22 protein-coding genes are annotated in these 23442 nt (G+C 72.7%); 4 read left to right on the plus strand and 18 right to left on the minus strand.

Annotation, left to right across the window (positions count from 1 at the left end):
• Positions 1-8 precede the first annotated feature (8 nt).
• The 3 genes from AB0J40_RS18880 to AB0J40_RS18890 form a co-directional block, all read right to left on the minus strand.
• Positions 9-1004, minus strand: coding sequence for an ABC transporter permease (locus AB0J40_RS18880; protein WP_364454421.1), 996 nt, complete (start codon positions 1002-1004; stop codon positions 9-11).
• Complete coding sequence (locus AB0J40_RS18885; protein WP_364454423.1) at positions 1004-1927, minus strand: ABC transporter permease; 924 nt, start codon at positions 1925-1927, stop codon at positions 1004-1006. Before AB0J40_RS18885 ends, AB0J40_RS18880 begins: the two co-directional genes overlap by 1 nt.
• A 177-nt stretch (positions 1928-2104) precedes the next feature.
• The gene (locus tag AB0J40_RS18890) at positions 2105-3229 is read right to left on the minus strand and encodes an MFS transporter (RefSeq protein WP_364454426.1); all 1125 of its coding nucleotides are present in this window, start codon (positions 3227-3229) and stop codon (positions 2105-2107) included.
• Positions 3230-3298: 69 nt separating this feature from the next.
• On the opposite strand from AB0J40_RS18890, the gene AB0J40_RS18895 reads away from it, so the two are divergent.
• Entirely contained in the window at positions 3299-3742 is a 444-nt protein-coding gene (locus tag AB0J40_RS18895) for a helix-turn-helix domain-containing protein (protein ID WP_364454429.1), read from the plus strand.
• Here the strand turns inward: AB0J40_RS18895 and AB0J40_RS18900 are convergent.
• The 7 genes from AB0J40_RS18900 to AB0J40_RS18930 all read right to left on the minus strand — a co-directional run bounded on the left by AB0J40_RS18900 (position 3733) and on the right by AB0J40_RS18930 (position 10951).
• Positions 3733-4944 (minus strand): alpha/beta hydrolase, encoded by a 1212-nt coding sequence (locus AB0J40_RS18900; protein ID WP_364454432.1) that lies wholly within the window; start codon positions 4942-4944, stop codon positions 3733-3735. The genes AB0J40_RS18895 and AB0J40_RS18900 overlap by 10 nt on opposite strands.
• On the minus strand, positions 4941-5189 hold the full coding sequence (locus tag AB0J40_RS18905) for a hypothetical protein (protein ID WP_364454434.1): 249 nt from the start codon (positions 5187-5189) through the stop codon (positions 4941-4943). Before AB0J40_RS18905 ends, AB0J40_RS18900 begins: the two co-directional genes overlap by 4 nt.
• On the minus strand, positions 5186-5815 hold the full coding sequence (locus tag AB0J40_RS18910) for a VOC family protein (protein WP_364454436.1): 630 nt from the start codon (positions 5813-5815) through the stop codon (positions 5186-5188). Before AB0J40_RS18910 ends, AB0J40_RS18905 begins: the two co-directional genes overlap by 4 nt.
• Before the next feature lie 561 nt (positions 5816-6376).
• Positions 6377-7090 (minus strand): TetR/AcrR family transcriptional regulator, encoded by a 714-nt coding sequence (locus AB0J40_RS18915; protein ID WP_364454439.1) that lies wholly within the window; start codon positions 7088-7090, stop codon positions 6377-6379.
• Positions 7087-7836, minus strand: coding sequence for a maleate cis-trans isomerase (locus AB0J40_RS18920; RefSeq protein WP_364454442.1), 750 nt, complete (start codon positions 7834-7836; stop codon positions 7087-7089). The genes AB0J40_RS18915 and AB0J40_RS18920 overlap by 4 nt, the downstream gene beginning before the upstream one ends.
• Positions 7833-9479 (minus strand): AMP-binding protein, encoded by a 1647-nt coding sequence (locus AB0J40_RS18925; protein WP_364454444.1) that lies wholly within the window; start codon positions 9477-9479, stop codon positions 7833-7835. Before AB0J40_RS18925 ends, AB0J40_RS18920 begins: the two co-directional genes overlap by 4 nt.
• Positions 9476-10951 (minus strand): FAD-dependent monooxygenase, encoded by a 1476-nt coding sequence (locus AB0J40_RS18930; RefSeq protein WP_364454447.1) that lies wholly within the window; start codon positions 10949-10951, stop codon positions 9476-9478. The genes AB0J40_RS18925 and AB0J40_RS18930 overlap by 4 nt, the downstream gene beginning before the upstream one ends.
• A 140-nt stretch (positions 10952-11091) precedes the next feature.
• Here AB0J40_RS18930 and AB0J40_RS18935 point away from each other — a divergent pair, with 140 nt between their 5' ends.
• On the plus strand, positions 11092-13188 hold the full coding sequence (locus AB0J40_RS18935) for a hydantoinase/oxoprolinase family protein (protein WP_364454448.1): 2097 nt from the start codon (positions 11092-11094) through the stop codon (positions 13186-13188).
• On the plus strand, positions 13185-15491 hold the full coding sequence (locus tag AB0J40_RS18940; protein ID WP_364454451.1) for a hydantoinase B/oxoprolinase family protein: 2307 nt from the start codon (positions 13185-13187) through the stop codon (positions 15489-15491). Before AB0J40_RS18935 ends, AB0J40_RS18940 begins: the two co-directional genes overlap by 4 nt.
• A gap of 28 nt (positions 15492-15519) precedes the next feature.
• Here the strand turns inward: AB0J40_RS18940 and AB0J40_RS18945 are convergent, their stop codons facing one another.
• From AB0J40_RS18945 to AB0J40_RS18965, 5 genes are all read right to left on the minus strand, one after another.
• Positions 15520-16119, minus strand: coding sequence for a TetR/AcrR family transcriptional regulator (locus AB0J40_RS18945; RefSeq protein WP_364454453.1), 600 nt, complete (start codon positions 16117-16119; stop codon positions 15520-15522).
• A 28-nt stretch (positions 16120-16147) separates the two neighbouring features.
• Positions 16148-17182: a hypothetical protein gene (locus AB0J40_RS18950; RefSeq protein ID WP_364454456.1), complete on the minus strand. Its 1035-nt coding sequence runs from the start codon at positions 17180-17182 to the stop codon at positions 16148-16150.
• Complete coding sequence (locus tag AB0J40_RS18955) at positions 17179-18618, minus strand: hypothetical protein (protein ID WP_364454459.1); 1440 nt, start codon at positions 18616-18618, stop codon at positions 17179-17181. Before AB0J40_RS18955 ends, AB0J40_RS18950 begins: the two co-directional genes overlap by 4 nt.
• Before the next feature lie 94 nt (positions 18619-18712).
• On the minus strand, positions 18713-19651 hold the full coding sequence (locus tag AB0J40_RS18960; protein ID WP_364454462.1) for a GNAT family N-acetyltransferase: 939 nt from the start codon (positions 19649-19651) through the stop codon (positions 18713-18715).
• A gap of 9 nt (positions 19652-19660) precedes the next feature.
• Complete coding sequence (locus AB0J40_RS18965; protein ID WP_364454464.1) at positions 19661-20170, minus strand: hypothetical protein; 510 nt, start codon at positions 20168-20170, stop codon at positions 19661-19663.
• Positions 20171-20328: 158 nt separating this feature from the next.
• Here AB0J40_RS18965 and AB0J40_RS18970 point away from each other — a divergent pair, with 158 nt between their 5' ends.
• Positions 20329-20619, plus strand: coding sequence for a hypothetical protein (locus AB0J40_RS18970; protein WP_364454466.1), 291 nt, complete (start codon positions 20329-20331; stop codon positions 20617-20619).
• On the opposite strand, the gene AB0J40_RS18975 is transcribed toward AB0J40_RS18970, so the two are convergent.
• The 3 genes from AB0J40_RS18975 to AB0J40_RS18985 form a co-directional block, all read right to left on the minus strand.
• Entirely contained in the window at positions 20609-20977 is a 369-nt protein-coding gene (locus AB0J40_RS18975) for an STAS domain-containing protein (protein WP_364454468.1), read from the minus strand. The genes AB0J40_RS18970 and AB0J40_RS18975 overlap by 11 nt on opposite strands.
• A 104-nt stretch (positions 20978-21081) precedes the next feature.
• On the minus strand, positions 21082-21378 hold the full coding sequence (locus tag AB0J40_RS18980; protein WP_364454471.1) for a hypothetical protein: 297 nt from the start codon (positions 21376-21378) through the stop codon (positions 21082-21084).
• Positions 21378-23441, minus strand: coding sequence for an ATP-binding protein (locus tag AB0J40_RS18985; RefSeq protein WP_364454473.1), 2064 nt, complete (start codon positions 23439-23441; stop codon positions 21378-21380). Before AB0J40_RS18985 ends, AB0J40_RS18980 begins: the two co-directional genes overlap by 1 nt.
• Between the last annotated feature and the right edge of the window lies 1 nt (position 23442).

The raw sequence follows: 23442 nt of genomic DNA on the forward strand, positions 1-23442 counted from the left end.
TGTCCCCTTCAGACGAGGCGCGCTCGCGGATCGAGCGCGCCGTAGCAGAGATCGACCAGGAAGTTCAGGACCGTCACCAGCAGGGCCGAGAACAGCGTCACGCCCAGCAGGACCGGCAGGTTGAGCGAGGCGATCGCGTCGACCAGCAGCCGGCCGACCCCGGCCATGCCGAAGATCCGCTCGGTGATCACCGTGCCGGCGAGCAGGCCGCCGAGGTCGACGCCGAAGACGGTGATGACCGGCAGCAGGACGTTGCGCAGCGCGTGCCGGCCCACCACCTTCCGCTCGGTGAGGCCCTTCGCCCGCGCGGTGCGGATGTAGTCCTCGCCGAGGGTTTCGAGCATCTGGCCGCGGGTGAGCCGCGCGTAGATCGCGGCGTGCAGGAACGCCAGCACGAACCACGGCAGCACGAGGTGCCACGCCCACTGCGCCGGGTCTTCGGTCAGCGGCACGTACCCGGACTTCGGGACGACGTCGAGCGCGAACGCGAAGATCGTGATGCCGATCATCCCGGCGAGGTAGGCGGGCATGGACACCCCGGCCATCGCGGTGGCCATCGTGATCCGGTCGACGGCGGTTCCCCGCCGCAGCGCGGAAAGCACGCCGAGGCCGACACCCAGGACGATCCAGATCGCGGCCGCGCCCAGCGCGACCGAGAAGCTGACCTCGATCCGGCCGCCGATCTCGCTCAGCACGTCGACGTTGTTCTGGAAGTCCCAGCCGAAGCACGGCGCGGTGCAGTGGACCGCCGCGGCGCCGGTGCCGAACGTGCGGCCGCCGAAGATGCCGCCCAGGAAGTCGAGGAACTGGTGGTACCACGGGACGTCGTAGCCCATGAACTCCCGCGCCAGCTGCAGCCCCTCGGGCGAGCACGGGCGGCCGCAGGCCAGCCGTGCCGGGTCGGCGGGCAGGACGTAGAACACCACGAACGTCACGAAGGCGACGACGAACAGGACCAGCAGCATCCCCGCGAAGCGGGTGGCCACGAACCGGGCGGTGCGCATCAGGCGGCACCCCCGGACCGCGGGTCGAGCGCGTCGCGGATCGCGTCGCCGACGACGTTGAACGCCAAGGTGATCAAGAACAGCATCGCGCCGGGGAAGACCAGGTACATGGGGTCCGTCTCGAAGAAGTCGATGGCCGCGCTGATGGTGCGACCCCAGCTGGGGGTCGGCGGCAGGACGCCGACGCCGAGGAACGACAGCGCGGCCTCGTTGCCGATCATCGACGGGATGGACAGGCTGGCGACGACGATGACCGGCGCCCACAGGTTCGGCAGGAGCTCCTTGGTGAACACGTGCCACGGGCCGCCGCCGACGACCCGGGCCGCGGCGACGAAGTCGCGCTGGGCCAGCGTCAGGGTCTGGGCGCGGACGATGCGGGCGATGCGCGGCCAGCCGAAGAGCCCGAGGACCACGATGAGGGTGATCTGCCGGGGGAAGTCCACCGGCAGGACGGCGCCGAGCGCGATCATGAAGATGAGGTACGGGAAGCCGAGGATGACGTCGGCGGTCCAGGTGACCAGCCGGTCCCACCAGCCGCCGAGGTAGCCGGCGCTGACGCCGATCACGACGCCGAGCACCGTTCCCAGCACGGTGGCGCCGAGGCCGACGAGCAGGGACGTCCGGGCGCCGTGGGCGACTAGCGCGAAGAGGTCGACGCCGGTGAGGGGCTCGACGCCGAACCAGTGGGCACCGCTCACCCCGCCGAGCGCGCCCGCGGGCAGCCCGGTCGGGCCGAGCGTGGCGATGTCCGGGGCGAGGCTCTGCCCCTCGGCGAGGACGAACAGGTCGGCGCCGGCGGCGAGCAGCAGGATGACGACGATCAGCAGCGCGCAGACCGGCGTCCACCGCCCGGTCCGGACGGCGCGCCACACCGCGGCGGGCAAGGAGCGCGCCGCGAGCGGCGGCAAGGAGGGGGCGGACACAGCACCTTCAGGAGTCAAGGTTCAGTCGATCGAGTGACGATCGGGAACTCTAGGGAGGTGCGTCGGTGATCATTCAACCGTCTCAGCATGTGGACGGGAAGTAACGCGCTTGCGGGCGATTGGTCCGGCTCGTCCCGGTTTTTTCGCACCATGCGGACGGTTCGAGAGCGCCACCGCTCAGGTGATCAGGGCTCCGCAAGCGAAGGCCGCACCGACCACGGTGGAGCCCACCCAGCCCGCGACGGCGTAGACCGTCGTGGTCGCGGCGGCGCCGGCCGCCGAGCCGAGGGAGTAGCAGACCATGTACCCGCCGATCACCGTGCTGGTGCGGCCGGGGAACGCGGTCGTCAGCAGGTGCTGGTTGGCCACGTGCACGACCTGGACGGCGAAGTCGAGCAGCAGCACGCCGAACCCCAGCAGCGGCAACGACCAGCCGAGCTGCCCGATGGCGAGCCACGACCCGAGCAGCAGCACCAGCGCGATCCCGGTGACGCGGCGGGCGTGTCCCGCGTCGCCCCAGCGGCCGGCCCGGGCCGCGCCCAGCGCGCCCGCGAGCCCGGCGATGCCGAACAGCCCGATCTGCGTTTCGCCCAAGCGCCACGGCTCGCCGGCCAACGGAAGCGCCATGCCGCTCCACAACGTGCCGAAGGACGCGAAGAGGAAGAACGCGATCAGCCCCCGGCCGAGGAAGAACGGCCGCGCGAAGAGCCCGGCCAGCGCCCCGAGTATCCGCCGGTAGGACTCCGTGCCGGTCCGGACGTCCGCGGGCAAGGCCACCAGGCACAGCGCGGAGAGGACGGCGGCGAGGACCGCGAGGGCGAGGTAGCCGGCGCGCCAGCCACCAAGATCGGCCAAAGCACCGGCGAGCACCCGGGCACCGAGGATGCCGGCCACCACGCCGGAGGTGACGACGCCGAGGGTGCGGCCGCGCTCGGCGGGCGGCGAGATCGAGGCCGCGTAGGCGACCGTCGTCTGCACCACCACCGCGAAGAGCCCCGCGACGGCGAGGCCGCCGAACGCCACCCAGGCGACCGGCGCGGCGGCGGTGACCGCCAGCCCGGCCGCCACCAAGCCCAGGTGGGCGGCGATCAGGCGACGCCGGTCGAGCCGGTCGCCGAGCGGCACCAGCAGCACCAGCCCGGCGAGGTAGCCGAACTGCCCGGCGGCCACGAACCAGCCGACGGAGTCCCGGGGCACGCCGAGGTCGTCGCCCATCAGGCCCAGCACCGGCTGCCCGGCGTACACCCCGGCGACCGCCACCCCGCACACCACGGCCAGGAGCAGCCTCGTCCCGCGTCCCACGACACCTCCGATTGGTTGCGATTTGCAACTCTTCGGAGCGTAAGCGAGAATGGTTTCATAACGCAACTCATGGGAGACGCGATGTGGACGGACCCGACCTGCCCGGTCGCGCGGGCGGCGGACGTGATCGGCGATCGCTGGAGCCTGCTGATCGTCCGCGACGCGATGGACGGCGCCCGCTCGTTCACCGACTTCCAGCAGCGCACCGGCATCGCCCGCAACATCCTGACCGACCGGCTGCGCAGGCTCACCGGGCACGGCCTGCTCGTCCAGGTCGAGGCACCGTCGGGCAAGCGGCGGCAGTACGCGCTCACCGAGGCGGGCCGCGACCTCTTCGCCGTGATCGTGACGCTGCGCCAGTGGGGTGAGCGGCACGCTTTCGAGGCGGGCGAGCCGCATTCGGTGCTGGTGGACGAGCACGGCACGGTCGTCCCGCCGCTCGTCCCCACCGCGTCCGACGGCTCACCGCTGACCTGCGAGACGACCTCGGTCCGGAAGGTCGCTCAGCCGTAGCGCTTGCCCAGCCACTCGACGATCTCGGCGGCCGCGAGCTCGTTGCCCGTCGGCTCGCCGTCGGCGATGGCGCCGCCGAAGTGCAGGCCGCGCACCGTCGTCGCCGTCAGATCGGCCGCGCCGAGGGAGGCGATCATGCGCCGGGAGTCCGCCGGGAACGCCGCCTGGTCGCCCGTCAGCTCGATGAACAGCGTCGGGACGGTGACGCCCGGCCCGCACCGCACGAAGTCGGCGCGGGAGCTCAGGCCCGACCACGTCGACAGCCACGCCTCCGGGGTCGCGAGCCTGCCGAAGCCGACCAGGCCGTAGTCGATCAGGTCGGGGCGCTTGCCGAACAGCGAGCCGTACGGGCGCTCGCTGGGGTCCAGGCTCAGGTCGACCGTGCGCGGGTCGGCGTCGGTGCGGAACACCGTGATGACGTGCGGCGCCAGCGACCGGCGACGGTCTTCGGCGCGGCCGCTCGCCTTGAACGCCTCGCGCGCCGCCGCGGCGCCGGCCAGGTGCGCGCGGGCCACCGCGTCGATGCGGGCGACGCGGTCGCGCTGGGCCGCCCGGTAGCGGTCCAGGAATTCCGTTGAGTAGCAAGAACTCTCCGGCGGCTCGGCGAAGCCGTTGGCCGGCGAGAACGGGTCGAGTTCGGGGACGACCGACATCGGGTCCGTCTCGTCGGCCACGGACGGGTCGATGCACGCCAGCAGCAGCTTGCCCTGGCCGGGGTGCGGCGCCAGGAAGACGACGCCGTCGGGCAGGGGCATCTCCGCTTCGGCCAGCCGGGTCGGCCGTCCGCCCGGCGTGGATTCGACACGGTCGGTGCGCGCGGCCTGCTCGCAGTAGTAGGCGAAGAGCGTGCCGCCGCCCGAGTGGCCGAGCACCACGACCGCGTCGAACCCCTGCTGCCGCAGGAAGACCTGCCCGGCGGCGACGTCGAGGAGCGTTTGCTCGTGGACGAGGTTCAGGTCGTTGTTGACCGAGCGGGTGTGCTGGGTCCACACCGCGACCCCGGCCCGCAGCAGCAGCGGGACGAGCGGGTGGTGCGTCAGGTCCTGCCGGGGGTGCATCAGCGCCACGACGGTCCGCGCACCGGCCACTGTGGACAGGACGCCGCGCACGGTCGCCCCGTCCACAGTGGTCAGTTCGTGGACGGTCGAGGCGGGCCGCTCCCCCGCGGCGAGGTAGCGGCCGGCGCCGAGGCGCCCGCTCACACCGGCTCCACGCGCAGGGCGTCCTTGTCGTGCCGGGTGATCCGGCTGTCCCGGGCCACCCCGCCGACGCAGGAATACCAGACGGCGTGCCGGCAGCCGGTCGCGCGCCGGTCGACCACGATCGCCCCCGGCGCGGTGATGGCGAAGTACGGCCCGATCCGGTCGACGGTCACGGCGGGATCCGCGCCGGCGATCTTGGCGACCGCGGTGTTCTCCGGGACGTCGAGGACGTAGAACGCGGTCATCGCGCCGGTTCCCAGTCCGCCGCGCGCTCGACGATCAGCTCGGCCTTGCGCGCCAGGAGCTTCCCGAACGTCGGCTCCGGCTCGCCGACGACGTCGAGGAGCGCGTCGATGGTCAGGTTCGCGTCGAGGTCTTCCTGGGGCGTCACCGGCCGCATCGCGCGGGTCAGCTCGACCATGTAGCCGTTCGGGTCGTGGGTGTAGATCGACTCGATGGTCTCGTGCTGGATCTGCATCTCGACCGGCCAGTCGCTCGCGTCGAGCCGGCGGCGGTACTCCAGCAGGTCTGCTTCGTTCTCGACGTGGATCGCGAGGTGCCGCGAGCGCACGAAGTACTCGGGGACGTCCGCGCCGAACCGCGCGTAGACGTCACCCTTCGCTCCCGGGCGGCCGCCGACTTCGGGGGTGGTGCCGAAGTAGTAGAAGAACGCGATCCGGTCGTCGTTGCCGATGTCGAAGAAGAAGTGGATGAAGTCGGGGTGGTTCTCCGGGCCCCAGCCCGCCGCGCAGATCGAGTGGACGACGGGGAATCCCAGCACGTCCCGGTAGAAGCGCACGGTGGCGGCGGGGTCGAAGGTGGGGAAGGCGACGTGGTCGACGCCCCGCACCCGGTGGTCCAGCTCGGTCATGACTGCCTCCCGCGTGGTCTCGTGAAGTCCACGGTACGCGGGAGTCGACGAGTGAGTCAATATTCTGACGCCTGTGCCGAACGACACGATGCTTCAGAAATCTGTGGGCTTCGCGATGGCTGCCCTGGTTTGCCCTGCTTCGCGACGAGAACTGTGACAAAGCGGCCCCCTAGTGGACTTCCGACGCGACGGACACAGGTTCTGACGCGGTCGACATCTCCGGCGCGTCGTCGAGATAGAGGCCGGCCTCGATCCGGACGGATGGCCGGGCCTGTGGGAAGGCAGCAAGAGCCACCTTGGCCCGGCCCCCGGGCAACCCCGGGTTCGGCCGAACAGGTCCGGGGGACCATCGAAGCCGCCGGTTTCGAAGTTCGGGAGTTCGGCCGCCACAAGGACCGCTCGTGGAGCGGGCTCGCGCACCATGTCTCGCGGGCGTTCGAGACCACCTGTCACCAGGTCGAGACAGGATCACGGCGGACGATCCCGATTGCGCGGCAAGCCCTCGGCCGCGCGGGCGGCGATCCCACCCGACGCCGAACCGGACTCGACAGCCGATCAGCGTCAGACGTCGAGGATGCGCTCCAGGTGGTCGAGGTCCTGGCGCAGCATCTTCAACGCCGCGGCCGGCCCTTCACCGTCGAGAATATGCTGGTCCGGACGCTGCAGCGCACCCACGGCCATGTCCGCCAGCTGCTCGACGACCGACTCCGCCGAATCGCGCCCGCCCGGGTTGAACCACCACGCCACCCAGTTGCACATCCCCAGCACACCCAGCGCCGCGACGCGGCCGTCGACCGGCCGGAACCGGCCCGCGCGCACGCCCTCCTCGATCACTCCCGCGATCGTCTTCAGCACCGCCCGGCGGCCCTCGTCGTACGCCTCCGTCAGTTCGGCGGGCAGCTCGGCCTCCGACCGGATGAGCAGCCGGAACCGCTCCGGCTGCCGGGCCCGGCGGCCGACGATGATCTCCACGATCCCGCGCAGCTTCGCCACCGGGTCGAGGTCGCGCGCCACCAGCTCGGTCAGCTCTTCCAGCGGCCCGTTGGTGACCTCGGTGACGAGCTTGGCGAGCAGCTCTTCCTTGCTCTTGACGTAGTAGTAGAGCGCCGGCCGCGTGATCCCCAAAGCGTCCGCGATGTCCTGCAGGCTCGTGCCCGCGAAGCCGCGCTCGGCGAAGAGCCGGGTGGCGTGCTCGTAGAGCTCGTTCTCCACCAGTTCCCGCCGGGCGGTGGTCCCCTTTTCGCGGGACCCGCCCCGCGGTGTGCTGCCGCTCATCCTCGTGATGGTAGAGGTCCCGCGAGCAGCCGCCCGGCTCCCGGCAGCCGCGGCGCGAGGTTCAAGCCCTTCAACAGCGCGTACGCACCGGCCGTGGCCGCCGACAGGACCGGCAGCCCGAACTCCGTCTCCGCCGGTTCGACCAGCTCCAGCGACGGCATCTGGACGCAGGCGGAGATGACCAGGGCGTCCGCACGGGAAAGGTCGAGGCCCCGCGCGGCGGCCAGGACGCGCGCGCCGGGGATGCACCCCACCTCGGCGTTGTCCGCGACCTCCAGAGCGACCCAGTCCACGACGTCGAAGCCCTCCGCGCGCAGGTAGGCGACCACCTCTTCGGCGAGCGGCCGCACGTACGGCGTGACGAGCGCGATCCGGCGGGCGCCGAGCGCGCGCAGCCCTTCGACGAGAGCGCCGGCGCTGGACAGCACGGCCGGGTGCGCGTCCCGCGTCGCCAGCTGGTCCACCACCGCCTTCTCCGTGCGCGCGTGCTCGCCGGGCCCCTGCGCCATCACCGCGACGAGGCACGCGTAGAGCAGCGCGTCGACGCCGGCGTCGGCCAGTTCGTCGACGCAGCGTTCGCGCTGGGCGTTCATCGCGCGCAGCTCCTCCGGCGACACCTGGTGCATGCGCATCCGGCTGGCGTGGAAGGAAAAGGTGTCGGCGTGGCGCGCGAGCAGCGCCGGGATCTCCGTCTCGACGGTGACGTTCGAGCTGGGGACGACGAGGCCGATGCGGTGCGGGGTCACGGGGTTACTCCTTGCTCGGTGGCGATCTTGGCGGCGATTTCGGCCTGCAGGCGCTTCTTGTCCAGCTTCCCCACGAGGGTGCGCGGGATCTCGTCGACGACTTCGACGCGTTCCGGCCACTTGAACTTGGCCACGCCCAGCCCGGCGAAGTGCCGCTGGACCTCGGGCAGGTCCAGCGGCCCGCCGGTCACGAACGCGCACGACCGCTCCCCCAGCCGCGGGTCGGGCATCGCCACGACGGCGGCCGCGGTGACGCGCGGGTGGCGCAGCAGGAGCAGCTCGACCTCCTCGGCGTTGATCTTCTCGCCGCCGCGGTTGATGACGTCCTTGAGCCGGCCTTCGATGCTCACGTACCGCTCGCCGCCGAGGACGCGGATCGCCGCGAGGTCGCCGGTGCGGTAGAAGCCGTCGGTGGTGAACGCGCGCGCGTTGTGCTCGGCGGCGTCGAAGTAGCCGCGCAGCGTGTACGGGCCGCGGCAGCACAGTTCGCCGGCTTCGCCGTCCGGGACCTCGTCTTCGGTGCCCGGTTCGAGGACGCGCACTTCGTCCAGTTCGGACAGTGGCGTGCCGACGGTCGTGGCGCGCGCGAGCCGGGGCGCGCCGGGGCGGGTGGTCAGGAACAGGCCCTCCCCCATGCCGAACAGCTGCCCCGACCACAGCCCGCGGCGCTCGAGGTCGTCGAACAGCGCGGGCGGGACCTTGCTGCCCGACAGCACGACCTGGGTCAGCGCGGCCGCGGCGGCGGCGAACCCCGGGTGGCCGACGGCCCGGAAGTGGCCGTGGCCGAGCAGGACGTGCGTGGCCGCTTCCCGCGCCAGCAGCGGCAGCGACACGTCCAGGTCGGCGGTGCCGAGGATCAGGCACGCGCCGACGCTGTGCGGGCCGTGCAGCGCGCAGACGATCCCCGCGTTGTGCACGATCGGGATGAGGTGCGCGACCCTCGACTCGGCGGTCCACCCCCACGACCGCGCGTAAGCCAGGGCGTTGTACCAGTACTCGGCGTGCAGTCGCGGGATCACCTTGGGCACGCCGGTGGTGCCGCCCGAGAGCTGGAAGACCGCGACGTCGTCCGGGCCGATGCCGGCCTGGATCTCCTCGACCGTCTTGCGCGCGGCTCCCGCGTCGACGTCCCGGCCGAGCGCCTCCACGGAAACGCCGCGCGGGTCGTCGCCGAGCACCAGCACGTGCCGCAGGGTCGGGTGGCCGGCGGCCTGCTCGAGCGCGAAGCCGACGAGGTCGAACCCGCCGGTCTCCACGAGGTGCGCGACGGCGCCGACGCGGCGGCTGACCTCGCCGATCTCGTGGCCGCGGTGGGCCGCGAGGGTGCACACCGGCACCAGGCCCGCCTTGAGCACGCCGTACCAGGCGAGCACCGCGGCGAGCCGGTTGGTGACCTGGAACAGGACGGGGTCCCCGGGGGCGAGGCCGAGGCCGGCCAGTCCGGCGGCCAGCAGGTCGGTGCGCTCGTCCAGCTCGCGGAAGGTGACGCGGCCGTCGAGCGCCACGACGGCGTCGCGGTCCGGGTGGGCCCGCGCGATCTCGTGCAGCTGGGTGGCGATCGTGCGGGTCCCCCACAGCCCGCGGTCCCGGTACGCGCGCACGAAGTCCGCCGGGTAGGCGACCACCTTGTCACCCCGGTTCATGCCGTCTCCTCGATCAGGTCGGTGCGGCCGCTGACCAGGCCGGCGGCCAGGTCGTCCCGCCGCGCCGCGGGTCCTGCCACCAGCACGATCCCACCGGTTTCGAGCCGGACGCGCTCGGCGAGGTCCAGCCGGGTGAGCAGCGCCCCGCGGTCACCCGGTCCGGTGAACCGGAAGCCCGCCGCGCCGCGCTCCCGGGCCTCCCGGGCGCGAGCCACCACCGCGTCGCCAGCGAGATCCCACGGATCGTCGACGACGTCGTCGATCGTGACGAGGTCGCCGGGCGGGGCCGGCTGCCGGTCGAGGACCCAGTCGACGAGCCCGTCCGGCGGCGGTGGCGTCCCGGCGTACTGGGTCAGCGCGGCCCCGACGACGTCCGGGCTGGTGGCGGCGAAGCGTTCCAAGGGGACGTTCCCGGCGCGGGTCATGTACGCGACCATCAGGCGCTCGACCGGCAGGTGCAGCCGCGCGGGGAACGACTCCCACCACAGCTGACTGCGCCGGGCCAGCTCCTGCAGCCGTTCGACGGCCGGCCGCCGGTCCGCCTCGTACCGCGCGAACGCCGCCGCGGCGTCCGGCGCGGACCGCAGCGCGTCGACCAGCCCGATCGCGTCCTCCATGGCGAGTTTCGTGCCCGAACCGATGGAAAAGTGCGCGGTGTGCGCGGCATCGCCCAGCAGGACGGTGCTGCCGGCCGCCCACCGGTCACAGTGGACGGTCCGGAAGCGCAGCCAGCGCGTGCGGTTGCCGATCAGCCGGTGGCCGCGCAACTGCTCGGCGAAGGCTTCTTGGAGGTACCGCAGGGACACCTCGTCGGACTCCCCGTCCGCGACGTCGTGGTCGAACCCGGCCCGGCGCCAGGTGGCCTCGTCGGTCTCGATGAGGAAGGTGCTGTTCCCCGTGCCGTACGGGTAGGCGTGGGTGACGAACACGCCGTGCTCGGTGCGCACCGGCTCGAACAGGGCATCGTCGAGCGCGAAGTCAGCCCCGCACCACAGGTAGAGGCCCCGCCCGGTGCCGATCCGCGCCCCGAAGTCGCCCTGCTCGCGCGTGGCGCTGCCGACGCCGTCGGCGGCGACCACCACGTCCGCGTCGAGGTCGGCGGCCGCCCGGCGGACGCCGAAGTGCAGGTCCACGCCGGCCTTTTCGGCGTGGCGCTGCAGGATCGCGAGGAGGTCGGTGCGGGCGACGCCGACCAGGCGGTCGTTGCGCACCCGGGCGACGCGCCCGCCGGCCCGCAGGGTCATGTCGTGCCGGCAGCCCGCGGCGACGACGTCGCGCAACGTGTCGGGGTCGGCCGCGGCCAGCTTGCGCTGGGTGCCCGCGGCCAGCCCGACGCCGAACCCGAAGGTGGTGTCCGGCTCGCCCTGCTCGTGGACGGCGACTTCGCAGGAGGGGAACGCCAGCTTGAGCAGACGCGCGGCGTAGAGCCCGCCCGGCCCGCCACCCAGCACCGCGACCCGACGTGGCTGCATCTCCGACCTCCTTGTTTGACAACTACGTCGACTATTTGACGTCAACGACCAGACGTCGTCAAGAGGGTTGACTCTTGTCACATGCGTTGAATAGTCTACGCCGCAGTTAGCAGCTTTCCCCGCGCAAAGGAGCGTGAGTCATGGCCTATGTCATCGGCGTGGACGTGGGCGGCACGTTCACCGACGCCGTTCTCGACGACGACGCCGGGACCGTGCTCGCCGCGAAGTCCCCCTCGACCCCGCCCGACTACTCCCGGGGAGTGCTCGACGTGCTCGGGCTGCTGGCCGAGCAGCTCGGGAAGTCGCTGCCGGAGCTGCTGGCCGAGACCCACCACATCGCCCACGGGACGACGTCGTCGCTCAACGCGCTGGTGATGGGCAACGTCCCGCCGGTCGGGTTCCTCACCACCAAGGGCCACCGCGACTCGATCTTCATCATGAACGTCGAGGGCCGCTACCTCGGGCGCTCGCCGCACGAGCTGCAGAACGTGCTGGCACAGAAGAAGGACCACGGGCTGCTGCCGAAGCGGCTCGCGCAGGAGGTGACCGAGCGGGTCGACCGCGACGGCACCGTCGTCGTCCGGCTCGACGAGGACGAAACCCGCGCGAAGATCCGCGCGCTGCTGGCCGACGGCGTCCGCGCCATCGCCGTCTCGCTGCTGTGGTCCTTCCGCAACCCGGCGCACGAACAGCGGATCCGCGAGCTGATCGCCGAAGAGGACCCGGACGTCTTCGTCGCGCTGTCGTCGGAGGTGAGCCCGCGCATCCGCGAGTTCGCCCGCAACGCCACCACGATCATGAGCACGCAGATCGGCCCCGGCCTGCGCGACTACCTCAGCACCCTGGAAGACACGCTGCGCGCGAACCGGCTTGCCGGTCCCCTGCTGGTGATGCAGAGCAACGGCGGCGCGGTCGCGGCGAAGGAGGCACCCGCCGCGGCGATCAGCACCGTCGGGTCCGTGCTCACCGGCGGCGTGATCGGCTCGGTGGCACTGGGCCGCCAGCTCGGCCACCGCAACATCATCTCGACCGACGTCGGCGGCACCACGTTCCTCGCCGGGCTGGTCGTCGACGGCGAACCGGTGCGCGACACCACGACCGTCATCAACCACCACCCGATCAACGTCCCCACCCTGCGGGTCGACGCGATCGGGTCCGGCGGCGGCGCGATCGCCTGGCTCGACGCGGGCGGGAACCTGCGCATCGGACCGCACAGCGCCCAGGCCGTCCCGGGGCCGGCGTGCTACGGCAACGGCGGCACCGAGCCGACCAACACCGACGCCAACCTCGTGCTCGGCATCCTGCCCGAGCGCGGGCTGCTCGGCGGCCGCAAGCCGCTGTCGCTGGAGCTGGCCCGCGAGGCCATCGACACGCACATCGCGAAGCCGCTCGGCCTCACCGTCGAAGAAGCCGCCGCCGCGATCTACACCGTGCAGAACGCGCAGACCGGCGACCTGCTGCGCAAGACCGTCGTCGAAGCCGGCCACGACCCGCGTGGGTTCGTGCTCTACGCGTTCGGCGGCGCCGGACCGGCGCACTGCGCGGGCTACGCGGCCGAAGTCGGGTGCACCGAGGTCGTCGTCCCGCTCGGGCCGGTCGCGTCGGCGTTCTCCGCGTTCGGCCTGGCCTCGTCGGACATCGTGCTGGCGGCCGAACTGTCGGACCCGCTGAACGTCCCCTTCGACCCGCGGCGCGCCGAGCGCAACTTCGCCCAGCTGGAACACCGCGTCCGCGAGGGCCTCGACCGGCAGGGCCTGAAGTTCGAGAAGGTCGAGCTGTTCCGGGAAATCGACATGCGCTACTCGATGCAGCTCGCCGAAGTCACGACCCCCGTCGTCCGAGGACCTCTCGACACGGCGGCGATCGAGGAAGCCGCCGCCGGGTTCGAAGAGCGTTACGCCGCCCTGTACGGCAAGGACGCCGGGTTCCGCGAAGCCGGGATCCAGGCCATCACCTTCCGGGTCCGCGGGGTCGGAATCCTGCCGTTCAGCCCGCGGCTGCCCGAGGTCCCGGCGGCGGAGTCACCCGCCACGCCGGCCGGCTCGCGGCCCGTCTGCCTCGACGCCGCACTGGGCTACGTCGACACCGCCGTCTACGACTACCGCGAACTCCGCAGCGGCCACGTGCTGGCCGGCCCCGCCATCGTCGAGGTCCCGACCACCACCGTCGTGGTGCCCGCCGGCTCCACCGGCACCGTCGACCACCTCGGCAACCTCACGATCAGGAGCGCGTCATGAGCATGCCCATCCCGGGTTCGGAGCAGTTCTCCAGCCGTCCGGTCGACCTCGGCGAGCTGCGGCGGTCGCTGCCGTCCACTTTGGCCGTCCACAGTGTCACGCAGGACCAGATCGACGCCCTCGACCCGCTCACCTACGAGGTCGTCCGGCACCGGCTGTGGTCGGTCACCGACGAGATGGGCGAGGCGCTCAAGCGCATGTCGGGCTCGCCGATCGTCACCGACGCCAACGACTTCGACTTCGCCATCTCCGACGAGCTCGGCCAGGAGGTGCAGGTCGGCCTCTACAACACGATGCTCGTCGGGGCAGTCGACCTCGCCATCTACTGGACGCTGCGCAACCGCGCGGCCAACCCGGGCATCGAAGCCGGCGACATGTTCCTCTGCAACGACCCGTGGGTCGGCGGCGGGCTGCACCAGAACGACGTCATCGTCTACCAGCCGGTGTTCCACGACGGCGAGCTGTTCGCCTGGACCAGCGCGATCGCCCACCAGCCCGACCTCGGCGGCGTCGGGCTCGGCTCCTTCTCCCCCGCCGCCGAAGACGTCTTCTCCGAGTCCCTGCCGACGCCGCCGGTGAAGGTCGTCCGCGACGGGCGGCTGCAGCGCGACGTCGCCGACCTCTGGGTCCGCCGCTCGCGCGTGCCGATGCTCGTCGGGCTCGACCTGCGCGCGAAGATCGGCGCGAACAACGTCGGCGCCGAACGCCTGCACGCGCTGATCGACCAGTACGGCCCGGACACCGTCAAGGCCGTCATGAAGCGGATGATGTCCGACGCCGAAAGCCGGTTGCGGGACAAGCTCTCCGCGCTGCCCGACGGCACCTGGACCGCCACCGGCTACCAGGACCAGTCGCACGAGGGCGACCGGAACCTGCACAAAATCACGGTCACCACCACCAAGACCGGCGACCACCTGACGTTCGACTTCACCGGCACCGACCCCCAGGCCGGGGTCATCAACTGCACGTACGCGGGCATGCGCGGCGGCGTGATGCTGGCGCTGCTGCCGATCCTGGCGGGCGACATCCCGTGGTCGGCGGGCGGGCTGATGCGCTGCTTCGACCTCGTCACCGAAGAAGGGACGCTCAACAACGCGACCTTCCCCGCCGCGGTCGGGCGCGGGCCGATCGGCCCGGCCTGGCTCACCGGCAACCTCATCGCCGAGTGCCTCGCGCAGATGCTCGACCGCGACCTCGAGCTGGGCAAGAACGTCCAGGCGACCTGTTGCGGCACCTGGGACACCGCGGTCATCGCCGGTCTCGACGAACGCGGCGAGCAACCGGCGCCGTTCCTGAACATCATCATGGAACCGATGGCGGGCGGCTACGGCGCCCGCCCCGACGCGGACGGCATCGACACCGGCGGGCTGTTCTGCATCCCGATGGGCCGCGTTCCCGACGTCGAGATGACGGAGTTCCTCTACCCGGTCCTGACGCTGTGGCGGCGGGAAGTGCCCGACTCCGGCGGGCCCGGGCGCCACCGCGGCGGGCTCGGCGCATCGATCGCGCTGACCCCGCACGGCACGAGCGTCCCGATGGGACTGGTGCTGGCGTCGGCGGGCAAGGCGGTCGCGCAGAACGGCGGGCTCGCCGGCGGGCACCCGGGCAACAGCGGCCTGGACGTCGTGGCGCGCCAGAGCCCGGTCGCCTCGCTGCTCGCTTCCGGACGGATTCCGTCCACAATGGACGAGCTGGGGTCCGCGCTGGAGCCGGGGCAGAACTACGCGTCGAGCTACCTCGCGCCGGGCGAGGTGTTCGCGATGACGTGGCAGGGTGGCGGCGGCTACGGCGATCCCCTGTCGCGGGACCCCGCCGCGGTGGTGCGCGACCTGCGCGAAGCCAAGATCACGCCGGAAGCGGCGCTCGCCGTCTACGGCGTGGTGGTCCGCGACGGCGCCGTGGATCCGGCGGCGACGGCGGCCGAGCGGGCCCGGCAGCGTGACGCGCGCCGTGCGCGTTCGTCGGTGCCGGGGCCTTCGCTGGGCAAGGCGGGGTTGTCCGGCGCCCGCCGGCTCGACGACAACCTGGTCGAGCCCGCCGGCGGCGGCTTGGCGTGCGGCCACTGCGGCGAAGTCCTGCGTACGCCGGACGGCGAACCGGCGGTGGCGGTGTACGAGGGACCGCCCACGGAAGCGGGCCCCCAGATCATCGCGACGGCGGCCGACTACGTGGACGCGACCGTGGTGTTCCGGCAGTACTGCTGCCCGTCCTGCTGGACGGCGGTGTACTCGGGCGTGGTCCCGGCGGATCACCCGGATTCGCTGCGCGCCCTGGGCCACCGGACCGCGGCGCCGGTCGCCTGAGTCGGGCGGCCCGCGCCGGCGACCGGCGTCACCCGCGCAGCGCGGGCCCGATCCAGCGCCGGACGAGCGCCCGGATCCCGTCGTCGGTCAGTGCCGGCGTGGACGGGTACTGCAGGTACGACAGGAACAGGCGCATCAGGACTTCGGCCAGCCCCGCGAAGTCCGCGTCGGTGACGACGCCGGCCGCCCGCCAGTCGACGGGGACGTTGCGGAGAATCCTGGCGCCGTAGGAGAACGCCAGCGGCGAGATCACGCCGACCGTGAAGAAGTCGGCCTCGCCCGCCCGCAGGAGCAGGCCGAGGTGGGGCTCGCCGGGCAGGGTCCGGACCGCGAACACCACGGACTCCACCGCGACCTCGGTGGGCGTGGCGAAGGCGGCGAGGTGGCGTTCCATCCGCCCGGCGAACTCCTCGACGCCGGCCAGGGCGACCGCGCGCAGGATGTCGTTGAGGCTCGGGAAGTAGCGGTAGACGGTCTGCCGCGTCACCCCGGCCTCGGCGGCGACGTCGGACAGGCTGGTCTTGGCCAGGCCGACGCGGTCGAGGCACGCCGTCGCGGCGTCGACGATCCGGCGGCGTGCCTCGTCTTCGGTGCCGGGTGGGTTGCCCCGCCAGCCGTGGTGCCCCATGCGCCCCATCTTCCCCGACCGGACGGCGTCACCCGGGAGCAGGGGCCCGCTCGGTCCGGTAGAGCGCGAGCAGCACGAGCCCGGCCGCGGCGAAGCACGCGAGCACGTACGGGACGCTCCCGGCCGGGCCGCCGCCGTCCGCGGCGAGCCAGAACACCGCGAGCACACCCAGGTAGGCGGCGGGATAGACCCGCGCGAAAGCGGACGGCGGTGGGCGGTCCGCCCGGTTCGCGGCGATGATCCAGGCACCCGCCACCCAGACGAGCGCCAGCTCGGCGCCGAGGATCCACGCCTGCGCGGCGGTGTGGCCGTCGAAGAGGCTCGACGGGATGCCGGCGACCGCCATCGCCGGCGGGGTGAGCACGCCGGCCACCAGCGTCCGCCAGGTCAGCGACCACCCGCGTCGCGGACCGCCGGCCAGCCGTACCACCAGGTAGGTCAAGGCGCCGAAGGAGACCGAGGCGAACAACAGCATGCTGGTCATCGGCACCGACGCCAGCGCCGGCCGGTTGACGATGTGGTTGCCCGGGTTCCACGCCCACCACTTCAGGCGCGGGCCGAGCTGGTCGAAGACTTCGTAGAACACCTGGCAGACGAACGCGACCGCGACCGAGCCGGCGACCGGGCCCCGGGCCCGGAAGATCCCGAGTGCCCGCACCAGCTCGTAGGCGAGCTGGCTGAACGCCGGGTAGAACGCCACGATGTAGAGCGGCAGCCGGTCCGCCATGAACTGCACCGTGAACTCGTTGTGGGCGAAGATGAAGCCGTAGACCTTGTCGAGGCCGAACCACTCCGGGAAGTACAGCGGCGGCTCGGTGACGAACAGGTAGACCAGCGAAGCCCACCACAGCGCCAGGTTGACCGGATCGCCCGCGCGGTACCGGCGGACGGCGTGCACCAGCGCGAAGACCGCGCCGGCGACGACGAGCAGTTCGAGCAGCGGCATCGTCCAGTGGGCCAGGTCCCACGGGACGTGGACCGAGGCCACCGGCGAGACGTCGTGGCAGTCGAAGCCCAGGCCGCGGGTGACGGCTTCGGCGTCGGGCCCGCACGCCGCGCTCATCGCGCGGTCGCCGTCGAGTAGTCCGTGGCCGGCGGCTCGGCCTGGGCGTCGAACCCGAACGGCACCCGGTGCCGGCCGAGCGCCGCGCGGACGCGGTAGCGCACGAGCCCCGCGAGCACCCGCGGGTTGCGCAGCATGTCCCCCAGCGACTCGTCGAGGTTGAACACCTTGGCGAAGTGCTCGTCGACGGCTTCGTCCTCCCGGGCGGCCCCGACGATCAGGCTGAACGCCGGAGCCGAGACGGCGGCGAGGATCCGGCGCTTCCACTCGGGCGGCTTCTCGGTGCCCTCCGCGCACTCGTACCCCTGGTCGCGGGCCATCGCCAGGCGCCACGGGACGTTCAGCAGCTTGCGTTGCGCGGCAAGGAAGCCCGCGGAGAACTTCGTGTCGACGCGGTCGGCGCGCGCGAGGTGCTCGCGCAGCAGCAGTGCCGAACCGGCGGCGGAGCTGATGCCCTGGGCGTAGAACGGGTTGAACGCGCAGATCGAGTCGCCGACGAACGCCAGCCGCTCCGGCGGGGTGCGCAGCCGGTCGTAGCGCCGCCACTTGTTGCCCGTCGAGCGGGTCAGGTGGACTTCCGAGGTGGGCTCGCACCGGTCCATCGCGGCCGCGAACAACGGCGTCCGCACCCGGCGGGCCGTCTCGACGAACGCGTCGGTGGTACGCGGCATCGGCAGGCCCCACGACCCCATGCAGGCGATGACCCGGTTGCCCTCGACGGGGAAGAAGTTGACCAGGTAGTCGTGTTCGTCGGGGTGCTCGCCCTTGTCCGGCGTCGGCATGATCACCAGGTGCCGCCACCACCAGGACGCCGGCCGCGGGACGGGGAGGTCGTACCAGCGCGAGGTGTAGGTGACCTTGGCGTCGAGGGTCCTGGTCTCCGGTTCGGGCCAGCCCGCCGCCGCCAGCCAGGCACCGACGGAAGAGCCGCGACCCATGGCGTCGACGACGAAGTCGGCGCCGAGGTGCCCGCCGTCGGTGTCGACACCGGTGATCCCGCCGGCGCGGGTGGTCAGGCCGGTGACCACGACGCCTTCGCGGATGGCGACGTTGGGCAGTTCCCGGACCTTGTCCCGCAGGACGCGCTCGATGAGGATCCGCGAGCTGTAGACCATGGTCATCGCGCTGCGCTTGCGGGCCGACCAGCCGACGCCGTCGAGGTAGGCGGCGTCCATGGACGGCATGAGGTGCAGCCCGCCGGCGGCGACGAGGTCGGCTTCGAAGCCGGGGAAGAGCGCCCCGATCGCGCGGCGGCCGGAGTTCAGCAGGAAGTGCGGGTGCTTGCTCTGCGGCACCCCGCGGCGGTGCTCGGCCCCGGCGGGGAGCTCGTCGCGTTCCAGCACGATCACCTGGTCGAAGTACGGCGCGAGCGCACCGGCGGAGCACAGCCCGGCGGCACTGCCCCCGAGGACGACGGCGGTCTTGCCGAGCCGCATGCGGACCAACTCCCCACGTCGAATCATACAAAGTGACGACGAATGTATGAATGGATGGGCGCGGGTGTCAAGGCTCCGGTCGGCGTTCGCGCGGCTAGGACGCCGGCGGGGAGCTGACCCGCAGGACGTTCCCGTCCGGGTCGTGCAGCCGCATTTCGTACTTCCCCCACGGCCGCACGAACGGCGGCTCCGCGATCTCGACGCCGCGTTCCCGCCACTCCCCGAACAGCCGGTCGACCTGCGCGGCCGAGTGGACGTCGAGGTGCAGCCGCGTCGTGTGGGCGCCCGGGACCTGGGTCAGCATCAGCTGGACGTGGTCGCGGCCGACGAGCGCGGTGCCCGGCTCGTGCGGTTCGCCCTCGGTGAGGAACCGGGCCTTGCGGTCGGACCAGCGCCAGCCGACCGCGAAGCCCAGCTCGTCCGCGTAGAACCCGAGGCTGGCGCCGACGTCGGCCACCAGCAGGTTGGGCCGGCAGGCGAAGATCGCCGGCCCGGGTGCGGCCGCGTCCCAGTCTTCGGCCAGCAGGCCGAACAGGAGGTCGTCGGTCCACTCGCCCTTGAGCCACGTGTGCCGGCGGCGCAGCCCTTCGCGGCCGAACCCGAGCCGGTCCAGCAGGCGCGCCGACGCGGTGTTGCGCGCGTCGCACTCGGCCGAGACCCGGCGCACGCCCGTGGCGAACACGCGGTCCAGCACACACCGCACGGCTTCGGTCGCGTAGCCGCGCCCCTGGTGCTCGCGGGCGATGGTGAAGCCCAGGTCGGCCTGCATCCGGTTGTCCGCCAGGCAGACTCCGACGTCCCCGACCAGTACGCCGCCGGCCTCGACGGCGTACTGGAACCAGCCGGGCACGCCCTCCTCGGCTTCCGCGAACTCGGCGACGAGCTGCCGGGCGTCCGCCTCCGGCACCGGGGCTGCCCACCCCTGGTACCGGGCCACGTGGGGGTCCGAGCGGTACGCGGTGAAAGCGGCCACGTCCGCGGCCGTGAACCGCCGCACGACCAGCCGCCCGGCGGTCACCGGCAGTTCGGTCATTCCCCCAGGCTAGCGAGCCGAGCCGTGGGAACCGCGGATGCGCAGCCCGTCCGCCTCGATGATCAGCTCGGTCGGGCAGTCGTTCACCCCGACGCCGGCGAACCGGATCGGCTCGCGGCCGGCGCCCACCAGGGTGGTGGTGCCGTTCTTCTCCTCGACCCGCACGGTCCGGGGCCCCGATCGGGTGTCGAAGACGTGCAGGCTGCCGAAGGCGGCTTCGACGTCGGGCCAAGCGCGCGGACCGTCCAGGACGACGGACGGCAGCAGCTGCGGCTCCCCGTCGAGGAGGACCTCCATCTTCGCGGTCTCGCCCGTGTCGATCCGCAGGCCGGTCTGTTCCTCGTTGTCGAGGGTGAGCTCGACGTACCCGCCGCGCGGAGCGGTCTCGCGGATTTCGAGCTCGCCGCCGGGGCGCACCAGGAACTCCGCCGAGCACCGCGCCACGACGGCCAGCAGCGGATGGCGCAGGCCGTTGACGATGCGGATCGTTTTCACCCGCTGCGCTAGTGATTCGGTCAACGGAGGAACCCTTCAACGATGGTGCGAATCGGCAGATCGTACCTCCGGCCGCCGGGTCTCCGGCGGTGGCCCAGCGGTCTCTAAGGGGTGGTCCAGTCCTGCGTCACATCCGGGTTCCGCGGCCGGGGTCGCGGTGGTACACGCCGGGGCTGCCACCGGTGGTGCGGCCGCCGCGGGCCGAGCCCGATCTCCGCGCACCAGCGGACACCGGCGGTGAGCTGGGCCGGACCGTCGTCGGCGAGGGAGCACACCTCTTCGCCGGCGAGTTCGCCCGCGCGCGTGCCGCCGATCACGAACAAGGTGTCCGCGGCGACCGCGTACCCCGGGTGATCGCGAAAGCCGCGGTGGAAGACCCGCGCGAGGTCCGCACGATCGAAGAGGGGAACAGCTGCGGCGGAGAAGTCGACGGCGCCGCCGGCCGGGAGTCCACTGTGGACCTCAGCCGGTGAGCGCCTCCGCCCGGGTACCGGCGACGGCCAGCGCCTCGGTCAAGCCGGTCAGCTCCAGCGCCCGGCCCACGGTGCCGCGCCCCGGCGCGACCACCCGCAGCCGGGTGCCACCGGCGCCACGGTGCGCCTTGAGCAGAACCGTCATCCCCACCGAGGCGAGAAACGACACTCCGGTCAAATCGATCACGAGCCGCCCGGGCTCGCGGGCGAGTGCCGCCGCGAGCGCGTCGTCCAGGACCTCCACGCTGAGCAGGTCGACTTCGCCGATCACCTCGAGGACCTCGGCCTCGCCGTCGGGTCGGTGCACCGTCACGTCCAGCAGGTCCTGGGGCCGGACCCGGCCTCCGTCAGCGGTCACCTTCACCTCCGGTCGCTCGGCCTCCGGCACCTGGGGCGGGAAGCTGTCCTCCCGGGGCGCGTACCCACTCCCGCGCCGGCCCAAACACCGGTGTCAAGGCCGCTTCAGCAGCCGGGGCAGGCGTCCTTCTTCGCGACCGCCATCGGGACCACCCGCACCGCCGCGCCGGCGATCGCCGCGTTGCCCACCCGGTCCTGGCCCGCCGCGAACGTCGAGGCCAGGTGCGAGGGCACCGTCTTCGACGACCCGTCCATCGCCGTCTTCGCGGCTTGGGCGTTCCCGATCACCGCAGGCACCAGCACGAGCTTCTTCCTGCCCCGGTCCGCCGCCGAGGCCGTGCTCAGCTCGTGGGCGGTCACCGGAACGGCGGGCTTCGTCTGCGGAGGCATCAACTCAGGCATCACGCACTCCCGTTCTCGGCCAGCAACCCAGCATACCGGCCCAGCTCGGCCGGCCGGAACAACCGAGCCTCCCGCTGGAACTGCCGCGACACCCCGCGCACCACGTGCCGCATCGAGATCGACTCGCCGGATTCGTCGGCCGCCGACAGCGCCGCCGTGCGGGCCGCCGCGGCGATGCCCGCTCCCGTCATGTCCAAGCGCGCCAGCACGTCCACGTCGACGTCCGGCCCCACCGGGGCCTCCGTCGGGAACGCCAGGCGCCACAACCGGCGGCGCTCGGCCAGGGACGGCCGCGGGAAGTGCACCACGAAGTGGAAGCGCCGGGTGAACGCCGGGTCGATGTTCTCCTTGAGGTTGCTCGTCAGGATGATCAGCCCGTCGCTGGCTTCCAGGCGCTGCAACAGGTAGCCGACCTCCAGGTTGGCGTAGCGGTCGGTGCCCTGCTTGACCTCGCCGCGCTTGCCGAACAGCGCGTCCGCCTCGTCGAACAGCACCACCGCGTGGCTGTCCTCCGCCTGGCGGAACACCGCCTCCATGTTCTTCTCCGTCTCCCCCACCCACTTCGACACCACCTGAGCCAGGTCCACCTTCAGCAGCTCCAGGCCCAGGATTCCGGTGACGACCTCCGCCGACATCGTCTTGCCCGTGCCCGGCTCGCCGGTGAACAGCGCCTTCACCCCGCCGGTCGCCGACTTGCGGGCGAAGCCCCAGGACTCCGCGATGCGGGGCCACGCGCGGAACGCCGACGCGATCTCGGCGATCTGGTTCATCTGGGCATCCGGCAGCACCAGGTCGGCCAGGCCCCGGCGCGGGATGATCGACTTGACCGCCCCGCTCGTGCGGCCCCGGGTCACCGTCGCGATCGCCGGCTCCACGTGCTCGGCGATCGGGTTGCCGGTGCCGGACAGGCGCGCGTCCGCGTCCGCGACCGACGCCACGGCCCGCAGCTCGCCGCCGCTCATCCGGTAGCGGGCGGCCAGGTCCGTCACCACCTCCGGGGCCAGCACCGGGAACGCCGACGACCACATCGCGCGGCGCTCCGGAAAGCCCGGCGCCGGGATCGTCACCTCGGCGTACGTGCGCGCGGCCAGCAGCGGGGGCGGGCGCCACGGGGTGACACCGGTCAGGCACAGCGGCACGCCCGAGCGCACCAGCACCTCGTCCGGGTGGGCGGCGCGGCCGTCGGCCGGGATCCACAGGATCGCCTCGAGCGCGGCCGCGGTCCGCAGGTCGTGTGCCACGTCGGCGGTGACGCGGCGCAGGGGCCGCCCGGCCGCGGCTGCCAGCGCCTGTGCCGCGTCGGGCTGGCTGTCGGCCGGCAGCCCCCAGAGGCCGACCACGTCGACGTCGCCGGCGCGCAGGGCCTGCCCGAGCCTGGTCAGCCGGGCCGGCGCGAGGTGGACCGGCGCCGCGGCCGGGGCGACCTCGCCGGGATCGTCGCCCAGGGTGCCGACGTCGCCGCCCCACCCCATCAGGTACTCGAACACGCCGTCGCCGAGCGCCAGTTCGCGGGACGGCTCGGCCGGTGCCTCGCCGTACGCCCGCAGCAGGCCGTAGCGGCGCAGCCGGCCCGCAGCGCCCAGCGCGCGGCGCAGCGCCAGCCGGTCCGCCGGCGTCTCCCCGAGCACGGTCACCAGCAGTTCCACGCACGGCGCCCGCCGGTTGAGGTTGTCCACGACGTAGGCGTAGACGCGCTCGTAGCCCGGGTCCAGCTCCGGCGCGGCCACCAGCAGCAGCGCGTCCTGCTCGACCCGGGACAGGCCGTACCGGGTCGCCAGCGCGTCGAGCGGCAGCGTGACCCCGCGCGACGCCGCCAGGCGCCGCAGCTGCTGCTCCGACTCCGGGTCCGCCCGGGCGGGCGACGGCGGCTCGGTCATCGCCTCGGTGAACGCGTCGACGCGGTCGAGCAACGCCGCCACCTGCTCGTCGGTCACGCAGAACGGGGTCAGGTCCGGCCGCGTCAGCGCCGCGGCCGCGCGCGCCTGCGCCGCGACGGCGATCCGCAGCGCCTGGTGCAGTTCCGCCAGGCGCGCTCTGAGGTGCTCGACCGCCAGTGCGCTCACG

The organism is Amycolatopsis sp. NPDC049691, assembly GCF_040675005.1.
GTDB lineage: Bacteria > Actinomycetota > Actinomycetes > Mycobacteriales > Pseudonocardiaceae > Amycolatopsis.

Bases quoted from the DNA above. Each gene is read 5' to 3' on its own strand.
- AB0J40_RS18980 (WP_364454471.1), bottom strand. From the start codon at position 21,378: ATGCCTGAGTTGATGCCTCCGCAGACGAAGCCCGCCGTTCCGGTGACC.
- AB0J40_RS18895 (WP_364454429.1), top strand. From the start codon at position 3,299: ATGGGAGACGCGATGTGGACGGACCCGACCTGCCCGGTCGCGCGGGCG.
- AB0J40_RS18940 (WP_364454451.1), top strand. From the start codon at position 13,185: ATGAGCATGCCCATCCCGGGTTCGGAGCAGTTCTCCAGCCGTCCGGTC.
- AB0J40_RS18905 (WP_364454434.1), bottom strand. From the start codon at position 5,189: ATGACCGCGTTCTACGTCCTCGACGTCCCGGAGAACACCGCGGTCGCC.
- AB0J40_RS18955 (WP_364454459.1), bottom strand. From the start codon at position 18,618: ATGCGGCTCGGCAAGACCGCCGTCGTCCTCGGGGGCAGTGCCGCCGGG.
- AB0J40_RS18945 (WP_364454453.1), bottom strand. From the start codon at position 16,119: ATGGGGCACCACGGCTGGCGGGGCAACCCACCCGGCACCGAAGACGAG.
- AB0J40_RS18930 (WP_364454447.1), bottom strand. From the start codon at position 10,951: ATGCAGCCACGTCGGGTCGCGGTGCTGGGTGGCGGGCCGGGCGGGCTC.
- AB0J40_RS18915 (WP_364454439.1), bottom strand. From the start codon at position 7,090: ATGAGCGGCAGCACACCGCGGGGCGGGTCCCGCGAAAAGGGGACCACC.
- AB0J40_RS18960 (WP_364454462.1), bottom strand. From the start codon at position 19,651: ATGACCGAACTGCCGGTGACCGCCGGGCGGCTGGTCGTGCGGCGGTTC.
- AB0J40_RS18925 (WP_364454444.1), bottom strand. From the start codon at position 9,479: ATGAACCGGGGTGACAAGGTGGTCGCCTACCCGGCGGACTTCGTGCGC.
- AB0J40_RS18950 (WP_364454456.1), bottom strand. From the start codon at position 17,182: ATGAGCGCGGCGTGCGGGCCCGACGCCGAAGCCGTCACCCGCGGCCTG.
- AB0J40_RS18910 (WP_364454436.1), bottom strand. From the start codon at position 5,815: ATGACCGAGCTGGACCACCGGGTGCGGGGCGTCGACCACGTCGCCTTC.
- AB0J40_RS18880 (WP_364454421.1), bottom strand. From the start codon at position 1,004: ATGCGCACCGCCCGGTTCGTGGCCACCCGCTTCGCGGGGATGCTGCTG.
- AB0J40_RS18935 (WP_364454448.1), top strand. From the start codon at position 11,092: ATGGCCTATGTCATCGGCGTGGACGTGGGCGGCACGTTCACCGACGCC.